The organism is Mesorhizobium sp. M1B.F.Ca.ET.045.04.1.1 (assembly GCF_003952465.1).
In the GTDB taxonomy this organism is placed as follows: domain Bacteria; phylum Pseudomonadota; class Alphaproteobacteria; order Rhizobiales; family Rhizobiaceae; genus Mesorhizobium; species Mesorhizobium shonense.
This window is the reverse complement of the sequence record NZ_CP034448.1, coordinates 1,600,892-1,616,311: the sequence shown is the minus strand read 5'-3', so window position 1 is coordinate 1,616,311 and position 15,420 is coordinate 1,600,892. Positions and strand designations below refer to the sequence as shown.

Below are 15,420 nucleotides of genomic sequence, written 5' to 3'. Positions count from 1 at the left end.
ATTATGCCGAATAGCTGACTGCGGAGCGTCCGACTTTTTGAATAACTTGCAGCGTCGCATTCGCCCCGAAGCCGTGCAAGCGCAATGCGTTTCCAATAACAAGCACCGATGAGGCAGACATGGCAATCGCCGCTAACAAAGGCGTGGCGTGCCCGAGGATGGCGATTGGTACTGCCACCGCATTGTAGACGATCGCAATCGCGATGTTCTGGCGGATCAGGTGTCCCGCCTTGCGCGAGACGTCCAGCGCGAGAGGCACTGCCAGAAGGCTTTCGCGCAGGAATACGAAGTCGGCGGCATTGCGGCCAATGTCGGCGGCGGTAGCTGGAGCGATCGAGACATGCGCCGCGCTGAGCGCCGGCGTGTCGTTGAGGCCGTCGCCAACCATCAGAACCTTGTGTCCGTCTTTCGCCAGGGTCTCGATGCGCTCGACCTTGCCGGATGGCAGCAGGCACGGAACGAAGTCCTTGACACCCAGCATTTCTGCGACTTCACCGCAGGCACCCGCAGTATCGCCCGACAGCATTTCCACTGACACCCCGGCATGGCTCAATTGCCCGATCGCCGCCTTGGCGTCTGCGCGCAGCGCGTCCTCAAAATCGAAGGTCGCGACAATGAACCCGTCTTTTGTCAGCACGGTTCCGCCATGTTTGCCTTCACCACCGGTCCGGGCTCTCCATCCAGCCCATCCGCGTCGGCCTAGCCGCCAGGTGCTTCCGGCTCCAGTGGCTTCGATTCCAAACCCTGGATGCTCGGTGACGGCATCAAATTTGTACTGCCCGCCGGGATGGGCAAAACCGGCTATGGCCTTTGAAAAAGGATGGCGGGAATGCGTAGCCATGTCTCCCGCGACTGCCAGCATGGCCGGATCGATCGACGATGCATTGACCAGCCGGGGCTGGCCGAGCGTGAGCGTTCCGGTCTTGTCGAACACCGCTGTATCAATCGTCGCCAGGCGCTCCATGGCAGAACCGTCCTTTACCATGATGCCGTTCTCAAACAGGCGCCGCGCGGCGACCACCTGAACGATCGGTACGGCGAGGCCGAGCGCGCACGGGCAGGTGATGATCAGAACGGCAATGGCGATGGTTATCGCCCGGTGCCAGTCGCCGGTCACCGCCATCCAGCCAAGGAACGTCGCGAAGGCTGTGAGATGAACCACCGGGGCATAGAGCGCTGAAACGCGATCGGCGATCCGGCGATAATGCGCGCGGCCGCCCTCTGCGGCTTCCATAAGACGAACCATTTCCGCCAGAAACGAATCCTTCGCGGCGGCTGTCGCCTCAATCGTCAGCGGGCCGGTAAGATTGAGCACGCCGGCCTGAACTGCTTCGCCCGGCGCCACGTTTTTCGGCGTGCTTTCGCCTGAGGCCAGCGAGCAGTCGAGATCCGACGTTCCCTGGATGATCTTGCCGTCGACGGGGATCCTCTCACCGGCTGCGATCAACAACCGCATGCCTGGTTCGATCTCGCCGACCGGCAAATAGTCGCGCGCGCCGTCGCTGCGCAGCACCATGGCGCCATGTGCGGCCAACTGGGACAGGCCTTTCACAGCGGTCCGGGCACGTTCGCGCATCACGTGATCCAACGTGCGGCCGATCAACAGGAAGAACAGCAGCGATACCGACGCGTCAAAATAGGCGTGATCGCCATGGTTGATCGTCTCGTAGAGGCTCATGGCGTAGGCGAGCGAAACACCGACCGCGATCGGCACGTCCATATTCATGCGGCCATGGCGCAAAGCATTCCAGGCCGAACGGAAGAAGATGCCGCCGGCGAAGGCGAGGGCAGGAATGGCGATCAGCGCCGAGACCCAGTGAAACAGGTCGCGGGTAGCACCTTCGGCGCCGGACCAGACCGAGACCGAAAGCAGCATGATGTTGCCCGCCGCAAAGCCGGCAACCGCGACCGCGCGGATCAAATCCGATAACGTCCTGTCCTTGTCGCCGACCTCGGAAGGGAAGAGATGCGCCTGGTAGCCTAGCCGCCCAAGCGCGACGACGAACGGTGGGACCTCGTCACCACGCCACCGGACAGAGACCCGTTTCGTCGACAGGTTGACGCGGGCGCTCTCGACGCGATCGAGCTTTCCCAGCGCCGTCTCGATCGTCTGGATGCAGCCTGCGCAATGAACCGTCGGTACTGAAAGATCGGTCTGGTGAAGATCATCGCCAAGCGATCGGCTCGCCAGCCTGATCTCCTGGCTGGACGGCAGGACCGATCCGGTGTTGACCAGATCAAGCGCCATTTCGGCGCCCGGTGCACAACAACTCATTGCAGCGCTCCATTGGAAATCATGATCCGGCGGACGTCGCGATACGGTTTGTCCAGACCGGCGTCGGCGTCGACTTCGACAATCCAGACGCCGTCCTTCGGCATGTGCTGGGCTGCGAATTCCTGGCCCGAGGCGGGTGCGAGGGTGACCGACTTGTCCTCCTTCTCGTACGCGGGATGGCGAAACAGCACCTTGACGCCGTGCAAGGGAACCGGCTTGCCGGCGACGTCGGCGAGGCCATAGCGAACTTCGCCCCATGCGATGGTCAGCTTGCCGGTCCAGCCAAGTGCTGCCTGCGCCCGTCCTTCCTCGGCCTTCTTGTTGAATTGCTGGCTCGCCACATAGGTGTTTTCGACGACGAGGCCAGTCCAGCTTGTGCTGGCGAGCGTTGCCATGGTCAGATTGACTGCGATGACCACGCCGAAAAAGGCCAGGATGATGACCAGCATGTGCCTGCCGGTGAATTCACGAGGCTTTTGTACATTGGCAGTCATCTGAGGGGCTCCGGCGCGTTGAAGGTGGCGGTGTACTCGTTCGACTCAAAGCTGGCTCTGTCCTCGACGCGGAACTTGAAGGTCTGTGCCGGAGCGCGGATCTGGTCCGCCGGCTGGCGAACGAAGACCCTCAGCATTTTCAGGCGGTCGGGTTCGACCGGAATGGCGAAGGAACGGCCTGCGGGGATGTCGTCGCCGACGACGACCATGTCAGCGCCTTCAAGGCCCTGCATGGTTACGACGATCGTCCTCGGCTCGGGGATCATGTTGAGCAGCTTGACGGTATAGCCATTGCGGATGGATCCGTCGGTCAGCGTGACGAACTGGGGATTGCGATCATGCAATACGTTCAGTTCGAGCCGATCGCGCGTCAGCAGCGAATAGAGCAGGCCGAGGCCGATCAGCGACCACAAGCCCATGTAGACGTAGGTGCGCGGCCGAAAGATCTTGCGGATGTGAAAATGCGCCACCTTGTCGGAGAACAGGCCATCAGCGGTCCTGATCAGCGATGGATTGACTGAGCTGGACCCGCCTGCAGTCGCCAGCATCATGTTGGCGTTGTAGTCGGAGAGCGTCGCATAGGCGATCAGCCCACGCTCCTTGCCGAGCTTGTCCATGACGCCGTCACAGGCGTCGATGCAGAGCGCGCAAGTGATGCATTCGAGCTGCTGGCCGTCGCGAATGTCTATCCCCATCGGGCAGACCGCGACACAGGCATTGCAGTCGACGCAGTCGCCCACGGGCTGGCCTGCGGCCAGCACCTTCTTGGCGTGGCGCGAACGCGGTTCGCCGCGCCAGTCATTGTAGGTGACAGTGAGGGAATTTTCATCGAGCATGGCCGCCTGGATGCGGGGCCACGGGCACATATAGGTGCAGACCTGTTCGCGCATCAGACCGCCGAACGTGTAGGTGGTAGCCGTCAGGACGGCGACAGTGATGTAGGCGACGGGCGCCGCAGTGCCGGTGAAGAGCTCGCCGAGCAGCGTCGGTGCATCGGCAAAGTAGAAGATCCAGGCGCCGCCAGTCGCCGCCCCTATGACCAGCCAGATGGTGTGCTTGGACACACGCAGCATGAGCTTGCGCGCGGTCCAGGGACCTGCGTCAAGTTTCATGCGGGCGTTGCGGTCCCCCTCGATCGCACGTTCGACGACGAGGAACAGATCGACCCACACCGTCTGAGGGCATGCATAGCCGCACCAGGCACGGCCGACAGTCGAGGTGATCAGGAAAAGACCGACGCCCGCCATGACCAGGAGGCCGGCCACATAGAAGAATTCCTGGGGCCATATCTCGATGAAGAAGAAGTAGAAGCGCCGGTTCGCGAGATCGAGCAGGACTGCCTGGTCCGGGGCAAATGGACCGCGAGCCCAAGGCAGCCACGCAGCCAGGTAGTAGATGCCAAGTGTGATCGTCATCACCAGCCATTTGAAGCGACGAAAGTTGCCCGAGGCGCGCTTCGGAAAGATCTTTTGACGCGCGGCATAAAGCGGCTTGCGGGTTTTGGCGGAATTGACAGTTTCTGTTTCGAGCCGTGTCAACTGCGTCTTATCACGCATGTGCAACTCCACTTTCCCAGCCAATGTCAGGGGCACCTGTCGTAAAGCCTCGCGGTAGGATAGCCTTGCCGGGTTGTGCAGATCGCATTAGGGATGGTGTCGAGGCCCGGCTCACGCCGGGCCTCGTCCGCTTGGCAGGGGGGACCGAAGAATAGGACTTCCATTCCTATTCTCCGCCGCCAAGCGAATGGACATAAACTGCAAGTTCCTTGACCTTGATCTCGCCGAGACGGCCAACCCAGGCCGGCATGACGCCCTGTTTTGGCGCACGGACCTGTGCGGCGATGGCTGTCTCACCGGATCCATAGAGCCAGATCGCATCGGTCAGGTCGGGGGCGCCGAATTCCCTGTTGCCTTTTGCATTGTCGCCGTGACAGGCGACGCAGTTCTCGGCAAAGACCTTGGCGCCGGGTTGGATCAGACTTGCATCGCGGACCTTGCCGGAAAGGCTGGCCACGTAGGCGCTGACTTGTGCGATCTGGTCGGCGGTAATGATGTCGCCGAAGGCCGGCATTTCCGACAGGCGCGTGTCCGGATCGGATGCGAAGCGGATGCCGTGCGTAATCGTCTGCTGGATCTGCTCGGCCTTGCCGCCCCATAGCCAGTCGTCGTCGTTGAGATTGGGAAAGCCCTTGGAACCTTGGGCGCCGGAGCCGTGACATTGTACGCAATTGACCTTGAAAGCGGCGCCACCGGCGGCGATTGCGAATTCGCGCAGGCCGTCGTCCGCGGAGATCTCCGAGACGCTCTTGGACTCCACCGCCGAGATATATTTGCCCTTGGCGGCCTCAGCCGCAGTCAGCTCGTTCCTGACCTCGTTGCGGCTGGAATAGCCGAGCACACCCTTCGTCGCCGAGTGCAACAGAGGCCATGCTGGATAGGCGATGGTGTAGCCTATCGCCCAGACAATGGTGACGTAAAAGGTGATAACCCACCATCTGGGAAGCGGGTTGTTCAGCTCCCGGATGCCATCCCATTCGTGGCCGGTGGTCGAGACGCCAGAGATTTCATCGATATGCTCGTCGCTCATGATCACTCGTCCTCGAGCGGAATGCGGGCCGCTTCGTCGGCCAGCCTTCGGCTGCCGGGGCGTAGGGCAAAGGCGATGCACCCCACGAAGAACAGCGCCATCGCAACCAGGCCCCAGCTGTCGGCAAACGCCCGCATCAAATTGTAGGTCATCAGCGTTCTCCTCAGCGGTAGCCGGCGGCTTCGTCGTAATTTTTGAAGTCGACCAGTGTGCCAAGCATCTGCAGGTAGGCGAGCAGGGCATCCATTTCGGTGACCTGTTGCGGGTTGCCGTCGAAGTCGCCGATCTTGGCTTTTGGGTAACGCGCCTCAAGGCCTGATGTGTCGGCATTGGGATCGGCCTGCGCCGCCAGATCCGCATTGGCGTGGACGATCATGTCATCGGTGTAAGGGACGGCTACAAGCCTGTTGGCGACCAGATGCGTTGAGAAATCCTTCACGTCGATCGGCGTGTCTTTCAGGAACCCATAGCTCGGCATGATCGATTCCGGCACCACCGAGCGCGGGTCGGTAAGATGCGCGACATGCCATGCATTCGAGTAGCGGTCGCCAACTCTGGCGAGATCCGGCCCGGTGCGCTTCGATCCCCACTGGAAGGGGTGATCGTACATGGACTCGGCAGCTAGGCTGTAGTGGCCATAGCGCTCAACTTCGTCGCGGAACGGCCTGATCATCTGGCTATGACAGAGGTAGCAGCCCTCGCGCATATAGATGTTGCGCCCGACAAGTTCGAGCGGCGAATAGGGGCGCATGCCTTCCACCTTCTCGATCGTATTGTCGAGATAGAAGAGAGGCGCGATCTCGACGATGCCGCCGACCGTCACCACGAGCAGCGAGCCAACGAGAAGAAGCGTGGCGTTCTTCTCGATGATTGCGTGTTTGTCCATCAAGCCCATTACCTGGCTCCTGATCGCGCAGGTCGGATGGCGACGGGGCTCGGCATCGGCTCCTCCTCGCGCTGGTGGCCGAGGATGGTCCTGGTGATGTTCCAGGCCATGATCAGCGCGCCGGAGAGGTACATGGCCCCACCGATGGCGCGCATGACATAGTAGGGGTGCATGGCGGCGACGGTCTCGGCGAAGGAGTAGACCAGGAAGCCCTGCTCGTCGTATTCGCGCCACATCAGGCCCTGCATGACGCCGGATACCCACATCACCGCGGCGTAGACAACGATACCAAGTGTCGCCAGCCAGAAATGCCAGGTGACCAGCCGCAACGAGTAGAGCCGTTGCCGGTTCCAGAGCTTCGGCACCATGTAGTAGATTGCGCCGAACGAGATCATGCCAACCCAGCCGAGCGCGCCCGAATGGACGTGGCCGATCGTCCAGTCGGTATAATGCGACAGCGAATTGACCGCCCGGATCGCCATGATGGGGCCTTCGAAGGTCGACATGCCATAGAAGGCGACGGCCATCACCATCATGCGTATGATCGGATCGGTGCGCAGCTTGTCCCAGGCGCCGGACAGCGTCATCAGGCCGTTGATCATGCCGCCCCAGGACGGCATCCACAGCATGATCGAGAACACCATGCCGAGCGTCTGCGCCCAATCGGGCAAGGCGGTGTAGTGCAGGTGATGCGGCCCGGCCCAGATGTAGAGAAAGATGATCGCCCAGAAATGGACGATCGACAGCCGGTACGAATAGACTGGCCGGTTCGCCTGCTTGGGCACGAAATAATACATCATGCCGAGGAAGCCGGCGGTGAGAAAGAAGCCGACCGCGTTGTGGCCGTACCACCATTGCGTCAAGGCGTCCTGGACCCCTGAAAAGGCGGAGTAGCTCTTGGAGCCCAGGAACGAGACTGGTATGGACAGGTTGTTGACCACATGCAGCATCGCGATGGTGACGATGAACGACAGGTAGAACCAGTTGGCCACGTAGATATGCGGTTCCTTGCGCTTCAGGATCGTGCCAAGGAACAGAATGAGGTAGGCGACCCAGACGATGGTCAGCCAGACATCCACATACCATTCGGGTTCGGCGTACTCGCGGCCCTCGGTGATGCCGAGCAGGTAGCCGGTCGCGGCCATGACGATGAACAGCTGGTAGCCCCAGAAGACGAACCAGGCCAGATCACGGCCGAAGAGGCGGGCGCGGCAGGTGCGCTGCACGACATACAGAGACGTGCAAAGCAGCGCGTTGCCGCCGAAGGCGAAGACGACACCGGATGTGTGCAACGGCCGCAAACGACCGAAATTGAACCAGGGCTGGATGTTGAGATCGGGGTAGGCGAGCTGCAGCGCGATCACCACGCCGACCAGCATGCCGACGACACCCCAGAACACGGTGGCGATCGCGCCGTAGCGGATCGGACCATCCATGTAAGCGGATGGGTCAATCGGAGCTGCTGGCTTGAACTCCGTGTTGCGCAACAGGATCGCAGTGAAACCAGCCACTGCGAAGAACAACACCCACATGTGTCGGCGGAAAGGTTCATCCACGCCGAAGCCGGCGGCCACCAGGGCCGCAAAAGCGAACACGCTTAGAAGGACGATCTCTGTGCCGAATTTCATTGCAGATCCCGATCTCGAATCTGGTGGATGCCAAATCCGCAGCGCACTAATCGCGCAGCCGCCGCCCCCTCGCCCTGATCTATGTCAGGCCGCAAGATTTTGTGTCGGCGGCGCAATCAGCAGGTGGCGAATGAACGAGGAACGCAGCGCGGGCTCACCCCCCTCATGGAAGGCGTTCCCTGGGTTGGGCGGGCGCAGACGCGATCGCTGAGGCGAAAGCTGAGGCCCTGCGCGCGTTGGATGCTATTGCCGATGCCCTGCCAAACGTTGTTCGGATCCCATTGGAAACGAACGCGATCGTTCCGCCGAGCCGTGGCAGATTAAGGACCATGCTTCGCCGGTATGTGCCGAAACACACCTGGCGATTGGTCACGTTCCTATCAAAGCCCGAAAGCTGTTTGTCTCGACCGTGACGCCGCTTCGTCGAAGGCGCGGCAACATCGCATTAAAAGGCAAACACGGCCCGCCCCGGAGTCATGCGACATGGCCTCGCCGCTTAGGGCCGCTCGCGTCCGCCGCCACAGCGCTTCTCCAGACGGCTTATGCTGTCCACCGTCACATGGCGTGCGTTCTCAATCCGAATCACCCCGTCAGCCCGCAATCGCGTCAGTTGGCGGCTCACGGTCTCGTTGGTGATTCCAAGGAAATCAGACATTTCGACACGCGTCAGCGGCAGATCGAAGGACGCCGACCCGGAAGCCGCATCGAGACTGGAATCGATATTCCGGGCCATCATGAGGAGAAAAGTCGCTACCTTTTCCGGAGCTGTCTTGCGCCCCAGCGTCACCATCCACTCGCGCGCCTCATCGAGTTCATTCAGCGTCTGTTTGAGCAGGCGATGCTCGAATTCCCGTGACGCCTTCATCATCCGTTCGACGGCCGCTCGCGGAAACGAACACAGCGTGACTGCTGTTGCCGCTTCCGCATTGATCGAGCTTTCCACCTTGAAAGGACGTCCCAGAAAATCCGGTGCAAACTGGAGACCGACGATCTGCTGGCGCCCATCCGACAGGCTCTTTGATAGCTTTACAACGCCTGAAAGCACGTTGGAGTAGCTGTCGACGTTCTGTGCCTCGCCGGTCAACTCCATTCCTGACTCGATCCGGCGACGCGAGCAAGTCTTGGCGAGCCCAACCAAATTGTCTGGATCGAGCGCACCGCAGACACCGCGACGCCGTGCCTCGCAAGGGAAGCAAAGAACAGGAATGCCGGAACTATGAATGTCTTGCCGAAAGGTCATGCGTTCGCCTTACCCGATCCTAACTGCCGGCAGGATACCCATCCAGGGTAGAGAAATCCTGCGGCGGTTTGTCCATGAGCGCGGCTGATCGAGATCAGGGTCTGCTTCAGCGATGCGTGCAGTGTTCCGGCGGGCAACACGGTGAACGCGAGATGCAATCGGAAATAGCTGTCAAACTCAGCGAGAACGTCCCACGCTACACCAGCTATCCGACGGCGCCGCATTTCCATTCGGGGATCGATGCTGCCATTTACCGTGGCTGGTTGGAGACGCTGGAAAGCGGCGACGAAATCTCGCTGTACCTGCACATTCCTTACTGCGACAAGCTCTGCTGGTTCTGCGCCTGCCACACCAAGCAGACGCACCAATATGAGCCGGTGGCCGCTTATCTGCGCTCGCTGAATGCCGAAATCGTCACGATTGCCGGTCTGCTGAGCGGCAAGGCACATGTCCGTGCAATCCACTTCGGTGGCGGTTCGCCAACTATTCTGAGGCCCGATGATATGGTTGCTCTTGGAGCGGCCTTGCGGGACAGCTTCGACTTTCTCCCGGATGCTACGGTCAGCATCGAAATCGAAACCAACGACATGGACAAGGCGCGCCTTGATGCACTTGCTCAAATCGGCGTAACCCGGGCGAGCCTCGGCGTGCAGGATTTCGATCCGCAAGTGCAAAAAGCAATTAATCGTGAGCAGAGTTTTTTGCAGACCAAGGCAGTCGTCGACGGGGTTCGTTCGCGGGGCGTCGAATCGGTCAATCTGGACCTGCTCTACGGGCTCCCGAATCAGACACGCGAGACGATCTGTTCCACGGTGGCGCAGGCACTGACCTTGGAGCCAGACCGGATGGCCCTGTTCGGCTACGCACATGTGCCCTGGTTCAAGAAGCATCAGACGATGATCGACGAGGCATGGCTGCCGAGTCCCACTGAGCGTTTCGCCCAATCTCAACTCGCGGCGCGGGCAATTGTCGCCAAGGGATATGAGGCAATAGGACTCGATCATTTCGCGAAGCCCGACGATGCGCTGGCCATAGCGGCCCGCGCAGGGGTTTTGCATCGCAATTTTCAGGGCTACACTGAGGATCGCTGCCCGACACTGATCGGACTTGGCCCTTCGTCCATCGGTCGTTTTCGCCAAGGCTACGTGCAAAACATGGCTTCGACTGCCGGGTACGGGCGCATGGTTGCGGATGGCGGGTTGGCTGCCGTCCGCGGCGTTGCCCTTTCCGACGACGATCGCGTCCGTGGCTGGATCATCGAGCGGCTGATGTGTGATTTTGCCTTCTCGGCAGTCGATCTGGTGGAGCGGTTCGGCAAAGCCGGCGAGCAGCTCCTTCATCGCTCGAGGTCCATCGCACTCCACGATCCTGCCCGAGCGCTTGAATTCGATGGTGACAGTTTCCTCGTACGGACTGAAAGTCGCCCCTTCATTCGAACCATCGCGGCCAAGTTCGATACATATTTCAAAGGGGGAACGGCGAGGCACTCGGTGGCGGTCTGAGCAAAGCACAGTGCGCTCGCCGTTTGGTCGATCGGCGAACCAGCTGCGTTCGTTTTGACCGCTCATAGGCGACTACCGCATCAAATCGAAAATGCAAACTTAGGCTGTTGCGCGGTATCTCCTTCCACATCCTCTCTTGCGCATACCTACATTCCAAGGGGTTTGATCCTATGCTTCGCGAGGAGCAGGTAGGTCGCGACAGCTAGGCAATGTTCCAGCTGCCCTAGCGGAGGAGTCACGATTTTCCGGCAAGCTCCGTCGGCAGACGTTCTTTTCTGGCCCTGGCAAAGGCTCGGTCGCCTTCCAGAAACGCCGCCAGCATGAAAGGGATGAGTTCTGCCACGGTTTCAGACTGACCATAGGTCTGACGGTAAAGTGCAGCATACTCCTTGAGTGTTTGGCTCAGCTCCGCGCTGACGGTAATGGTGATCTTCGAAGCTGTTCGGTCCGGAAGTTTTCCAAGTTTCAGGTCAGCCATGATAACTCCTGCTCAACTGGCGTATGGCCGCAGCACGATGTCCTTGTGCACGATGACGCGCAGTGGCCAACCTGGGCGGACGACGATGGTGGGCTGGATATTGAGGTTTTTTTCGGTGATGCGCTGGCCGGCTCGACTGGCGTTCTGCTGGGCTGATTCCCGGATCGCCTTGACCAGATCGCTCTCGTTTTCGCCGAGGCTGAATTCTGTGCCGACACCGAGCAATGTGGCAAGCGCCACTCCCTTGATCATCTGCCAAGTGTGGAAATCGACTTTGTCTTCCAGCCCTGCGTAGCCGGCGGTGTCGCTCGCGGGCAGATTGTCGATTTCGGCCGACGAGCCGTCGGGCAGCAGAATGCGCTGCCAGACCAGCAGCGCTCGCTTTTGCCCGAACGCGACGACGCTGTCGTAGACGCCGATAAGACGTGAGCCCTGCGGAATCAGCAATATGTTGCCCGTGACCGTGTCGTGCACATTTTCGGTGACTTGCGCGACGACAAGGCCCGGCAAATCGGAATTGATGCCGGTGATCAGGCTGGCGGCAATCACGCTGCCAGCCATCAGTTGATATGGCGAGATCGGCGTCTGAAGCGCATGCGGATTGTAGATCCCGCCAGTGCTCCGCTGGCTGAGAAAATCAAGCTTTCGCTGCTGATTGTTCTGGTCGCCTTCCGCCGCCGCCACCGAGGCTGACGCGCGTCCTGCTTCGGATTGGGGAAGCGCCTCAAATGGATGCTGAGCAGTTTGCACGCTCTCTCCGACATCTGTCTGTTGAGCTCGATTTTCGACGCGGAAAAGCACCCGCGATTCACGCGCTTCGATCGCCTGCTGCGCTAGACGCTGCTCCTCGGCCGAGATGTCTTGGCCCGGCACGATGCCGAGCTGGCGCTGCCGCTCGAGGATGGGGCGGCCGAGGTCGCCCGGCAAAGGTAGCCCAAGGACGGGAGGCTTTGGCTTCATGCCGGAATAGTCATGGGGAAGCGTATCGAGTCCCTCGGCGGTTGGTTTGCGCTCAGTGTTGTAGAGATCTTCCGCCTGATCCCTGATGCGAAGGGCCGGCCCCTGGAGGGCGATCATGGTAACGCCGAAGACAGCGCCGGATCCGAGCGCTGCGATAGCGATGATCACACCGCGCCTGAACCGCACCACGCGGCGGGGAGAGGCCCGAAGCTGCAGTTCCTCGGGATCCAGTTTCGGCGGGATGCCAGAGCGGGAATTTTCGATCATGAGCCCTCACCTCGCCGGCTGCCGCGAAAGAGCGAGATCCGCCGTTGCGGTTGCCTGCCGTCAATCCTGCTGATGCGGATCACCTGCTGCCGCTTGGTGCCGAGGCGAAGTTCGGCCGCGGCGAAGAGCCGATCGACGATGTAATAGTTGCCGCGCACGCGATAGTTGACGAGCTCGCTGCTCCCATCTGCGCCGACGATGAAGAGTGGTGGCGCCTCGCCCTGATCTATGCGACGAGGGAACTCAATATAGACCTTGCTGCCGTCGTCGAAGGCTCGCGTCGGTCTCCAGGGCGGTGTGTCGCCACTGATTGAGTAGCGAAAGCGAAGGTTTTCGAGCGCGATGTTCGACGCGACCGGTGTAACTGCCTCGGCTTGAGCATTGCGCTGGCGAAGCGCGATGATCTGGTCTTGGCTGTAGGTCCAGGAGATTGCCGCCATTGCGGTCTTCTCGGTGCTTTGAAGCTGCAAATGATAGGTCCGCCGGTCCGTCGTAATGACGACATTGGTGGCAAGACCCGGCGCGAAGGGTTTTACCAGAACATGGGTGCGCTGATTGTCACCGGTGCCGCTTGCGGTATCGCCAATGACCCAGCGCACGGTGTCGCCAGCCGACACGGCGGTTAGTTTCTCGCCCGGCTGCAGAGCGATGTCGGTCACGCGCTCCGGCGCGGCATAGAGTTGATAAAGCGCGCCATCGGTGAAGGGGTAGACTTGCACTGCATTAACATACCCGTACTTGGTGGGTTGCTGGGTCGCGGCTTTGTTGGCATCAGCGACGCGTTCTTCAGGAGGGCGCTTGTCCTCGGCCTTGCCGGGCTCGGGCTGCATTTGGCCAGGCAGCGGCAGTGGTTTTGGCACCTCGACAATTCTAATCGGCCTCTCCGGCGCTTTTTCGATCGCGGCCGGTTTGAAGTCGGCAGCGTCATAGGAAATCTCAGGCGGCGGCACCTTCTTCGATGCACAAGCGGAAACGACCGCTGCCGACACCGATAGGATCAGCACGGCACGAATCGGTGACATTTTACCTTTCATTGGTGGACTCCGTCGGAGAAAGGGGGGCTGGGACGGCGCTGTCGAGCTCGCGTGACCAGTCAATGGCATTGATGAAGACGCCGAGCGGATTCTTGCGCAGCTGATCCGTATTGCTTGGCGAGCGGATCACGATCGTGAGGATCGCAGTCCAGCGCATCGTGCTGGCAAGGCTTCCGCGCTCAAACACCTGCTCGGTCCATTTGACCTGGAATGAACTTTCGGAGGCTCTGACCACGCTGGTGACCTGTACCGAAACACTGCGCGTTCCGATCTGACCGAAGGGGTCGTTCGCCTTGGCGTATTCGTTGAGGAAGAGCGCTGCGCGATCGCTAGCAAAGTCGTACGCTGCCAACCAGTTCTGCCGAACCAAAACCGGATCGGTGGAAACGGAACGGACATTCTGGATGAAGCGGCCGAGATGCCAGGCGATCTGAGCATCCGAGGGCTCATAATTCCGGACCGCCGGCGCGACGGCGCGCGTCTCGCCGAAGCCATCGACCTCGACGACATAAGGCACGACACGGCTTTGCATCGACTGCCATACGAGTCCGCCGGAAAGCCCGGTCGCCAAGGCCAGGCAGCCAAGGGCCATGATCCGCCAGTTCCTGGCCTGCAGTCGAGATGAGCCGATGCGCTCGTCCCACAGTTGGGCGGCTTTTTGATACGGCGTGACCGGTTCGGGTGTTTTGCCGTAACGGTGCACGGGTCGCTTGAAGAGCATCTAGTCATCCTTGTCGTTGAGAGAGGGGTTGGCGCTGCCTCCCGGCCGGTCTCCGTCTCGGACAGCTTGCATGGCAGCGTGGCGATTTGCCCGGGCGGTCTGTTCAGAACGTAGGCGCCTTGCCCACGTCGGCGCCGAAACAGTGGCCGAACCGGCAGAGCGTTCGGTCATTGACGCTGTCGGCGCGCCGCCGGTCGCGGTCCACGCGGCATCGCGCCCGGCATCGGCGTTGCGCCCAACACTTGCAGTGGCGGATCGCGCTATGCGTATAGCGGCGCCGCCAGCTGCACTGGTTACACCATGCATTCCAGCAGCCACACCGGAGAGGCCAGCGTCGGGCGAGGTTGCGCGCCCGATCTGCCATGACGTGGAAGCAGCCGATCCCATTGTTGTGCCGGCTCGGATGGCGGCGAGACCGCCGCTGGTTGCCATACGCGCGCCAGCAAATGCTGTGCCTCCAGCAACGAGTGATACACCCGCTGCCGCCGCGGTCGTGCCGAGGGCGGCGCCCGCCCCAAGCTGCGGTGCGCCTGAGACAAGACCCGACGCGATCCCCGGCCCAAAAATGCCAAGGCCAAGCAGTGCCAGTGCGCCCAGTACCTGGGACATGGCACCGGCAAGATCCGGCTCCTTGCCTTGCAATGCGGAAGCGAACTCCCCGAAGAGCGTGGAGCCGATACCGACAATGACGGCGAGCACCATCACCTTGATGCCTGACGAGATAACATGGCCGAGCACGCGTTCGGCCAGGAACGCTGAACGGTTCCAAAGTGCGAATGGAACCAAAACAAAACCTGCCAGCGTGGTGAGCTTGAACTCTAGGATGGTGATGAAAAGCTGGATGGAAAGGATGAAGAAGGCGATGATAACCAGGAACCAGGCCATCAGCAGCACGAAGATGGTCAGTGCGTTGCCGAAGATTTCCGGGAAGCCCAGGAGCTGACTGGCTTGGTCAAGCATTGGCCAAGCACCTTCGAAACCGGTCGCGGCAATGCGGCCCGGGCGCAAGAGATTGTCTGCCGACAGATTGCCGGCCGACGCCTTAATCCCGAGACCGGCAAAAGAACGATAAACGATATCGGCGAGGTTCTTGAAATTGTTCAGAATGAAGGCGAAGACGCCAACATAGAGCACCTTGCGGACAAGCCGGCCGAGAACGCTGGTTTCGTCGCCGAGCGCCCACGCCAGGCCGGCAAGTGTGATGTCAATGCCGATCAGAATGGTAGTGAGGAAGGCGAGGTCGCCCGATAGCAGACCGAACCCGCTGTCGATGTAGCGGATGAAGGTCTCCATGAAGCGATCGATGACGCCAAGGTCGTTCATGCCGCTGCCTTTCTCGTCGTGATGAA

At 60.8% G+C, this 15,420-nt stretch carries 14 protein-coding genes; 1 reads left to right on the top strand and 13 read right to left on the bottom strand.

Annotation, left to right across the window (positions count from 1 at the left end):
* Position 1: 1 nt before the first annotated feature.
* The 8 genes from EJ071_RS07845 to EJ071_RS07810 all read right to left on the bottom strand — a co-directional run bounded on the left by EJ071_RS07845 (position 2) and on the right by EJ071_RS07810 (position 9,109).
* Positions 2 to 2,275 carry a cation-translocating P-type ATPase gene (locus EJ071_RS07845; protein WP_126059322.1) on the bottom strand — a complete coding sequence of 758 codons (2,274 nt, stop codon included), beginning with the start codon at positions 2,273 to 2,275 and terminating at the stop codon, positions 2 to 4.
* Positions 2,272 to 2,769 carry a FixH family protein gene (locus EJ071_RS07840; protein ID WP_126057792.1) on the bottom strand — a complete coding sequence of 166 codons (498 nt, stop codon included), beginning with the start codon at positions 2,767 to 2,769 and terminating at the stop codon, positions 2,272 to 2,274. Before EJ071_RS07840 ends, EJ071_RS07845 begins: the two co-directional genes overlap by 4 nt.
* The gene (gene ccoG / locus EJ071_RS07835; RefSeq protein ID WP_126057791.1) at positions 2,766 to 4,325 is read right to left on the bottom strand and encodes a cytochrome c oxidase accessory protein CcoG; all 1,560 of its coding nucleotides are present in this window, start codon (positions 4,323 to 4,325) and stop codon (positions 2,766 to 2,768) included. The genes EJ071_RS07840 and ccoG overlap by 4 nt, the downstream gene beginning before the upstream one ends.
* A 166-nt stretch (positions 4,326 to 4,491) precedes the next feature.
* On the bottom strand, positions 4,492 to 5,355 hold the full coding sequence (ccoP, locus tag EJ071_RS07830; RefSeq protein WP_126057790.1) for a cytochrome-c oxidase, cbb3-type subunit III: 864 nt from the start codon (positions 5,353 to 5,355) through the stop codon (positions 4,492 to 4,494).
* 2 nt (positions 5,356 to 5,357) lie between these two features.
* On the bottom strand, positions 5,358 to 5,507 hold the full coding sequence (locus tag EJ071_RS07825) for a cbb3-type cytochrome c oxidase subunit 3 (RefSeq protein ID WP_024502864.1): 150 nt from the start codon (positions 5,505 to 5,507) through the stop codon (positions 5,358 to 5,360).
* Positions 5,508 to 5,518: 11 nt separating this feature from the next.
* The gene (ccoO, locus tag EJ071_RS07820) at positions 5,519 to 6,250 is read right to left on the bottom strand and encodes a cytochrome-c oxidase, cbb3-type subunit II (RefSeq protein WP_126057789.1); all 732 of its coding nucleotides are present in this window, start codon (positions 6,248 to 6,250) and stop codon (positions 5,519 to 5,521) included.
* Positions 6,250 to 7,869, bottom strand: a complete 1,620-nt coding sequence (gene ccoN / locus EJ071_RS07815; RefSeq protein WP_126057788.1) for a cytochrome-c oxidase, cbb3-type subunit I — start codon at positions 7,867 to 7,869, stop codon at positions 6,250 to 6,252. The genes ccoO and ccoN overlap by 1 nt, the downstream gene beginning before the upstream one ends.
* Positions 7,870 to 8,365: 496 nt before the next feature.
* Complete coding sequence (locus EJ071_RS07810; RefSeq protein WP_126057787.1) at positions 8,366 to 9,109, bottom strand: Crp/Fnr family transcriptional regulator; 744 nt, start codon at positions 9,107 to 9,109, stop codon at positions 8,366 to 8,368.
* Positions 9,110 to 9,261: 152 nt separating this feature from the next.
* On the opposite strand from EJ071_RS07810, the gene hemN reads away from it, so the two are divergent.
* A complete protein-coding gene (hemN, locus tag EJ071_RS07805) occupies positions 9,262 to 10,611 on the top strand; it encodes an oxygen-independent coproporphyrinogen III oxidase (RefSeq protein ID WP_126059321.1) in 1,350 nt (449 codons plus the stop codon).
* Positions 10,612 to 10,846: 235 nt separating this feature from the next.
* On the opposite strand, the gene EJ071_RS07800 is transcribed toward hemN, so the two are convergent.
* The 5 genes from EJ071_RS07800 to trbL are packed head-to-tail and all read right to left on the bottom strand — an operon-like array spanning position 10,847 to position 15,394.
* Positions 10,847 to 11,089 carry a DUF2274 domain-containing protein gene (locus tag EJ071_RS07800; RefSeq protein WP_126057786.1) on the bottom strand — a complete coding sequence of 81 codons (243 nt, stop codon included), beginning with the start codon at positions 11,087 to 11,089 and terminating at the stop codon, positions 10,847 to 10,849.
* Between the two features lie 12 nt (positions 11,090 to 11,101).
* The gene (locus tag EJ071_RS07795; protein WP_126057785.1) at positions 11,102 to 12,316 is read right to left on the bottom strand and encodes a TrbI/VirB10 family protein; all 1,215 of its coding nucleotides are present in this window, start codon (positions 12,314 to 12,316) and stop codon (positions 11,102 to 11,104) included.
* The gene (gene trbG, locus EJ071_RS07790; protein ID WP_127232321.1) at positions 12,313 to 13,338 is read right to left on the bottom strand and encodes a P-type conjugative transfer protein TrbG; all 1,026 of its coding nucleotides are present in this window, start codon (positions 13,336 to 13,338) and stop codon (positions 12,313 to 12,315) included. The genes EJ071_RS07795 and trbG overlap by 4 nt, the downstream gene beginning before the upstream one ends.
* 1 nt (position 13,339) lies before the next feature.
* Complete coding sequence (trbF, locus tag EJ071_RS07785; protein WP_126063930.1) at positions 13,340 to 14,071, bottom strand: conjugal transfer protein TrbF; 732 nt, start codon at positions 14,069 to 14,071, stop codon at positions 13,340 to 13,342.
* Complete coding sequence (gene trbL, locus EJ071_RS07780) at positions 14,072 to 15,394, bottom strand: P-type conjugative transfer protein TrbL (protein WP_126057783.1); 1,323 nt, start codon at positions 15,392 to 15,394, stop codon at positions 14,072 to 14,074. It abuts the gene before it with no gap.
* Positions 15,395 to 15,420: the final 26 nt, after the last annotated feature.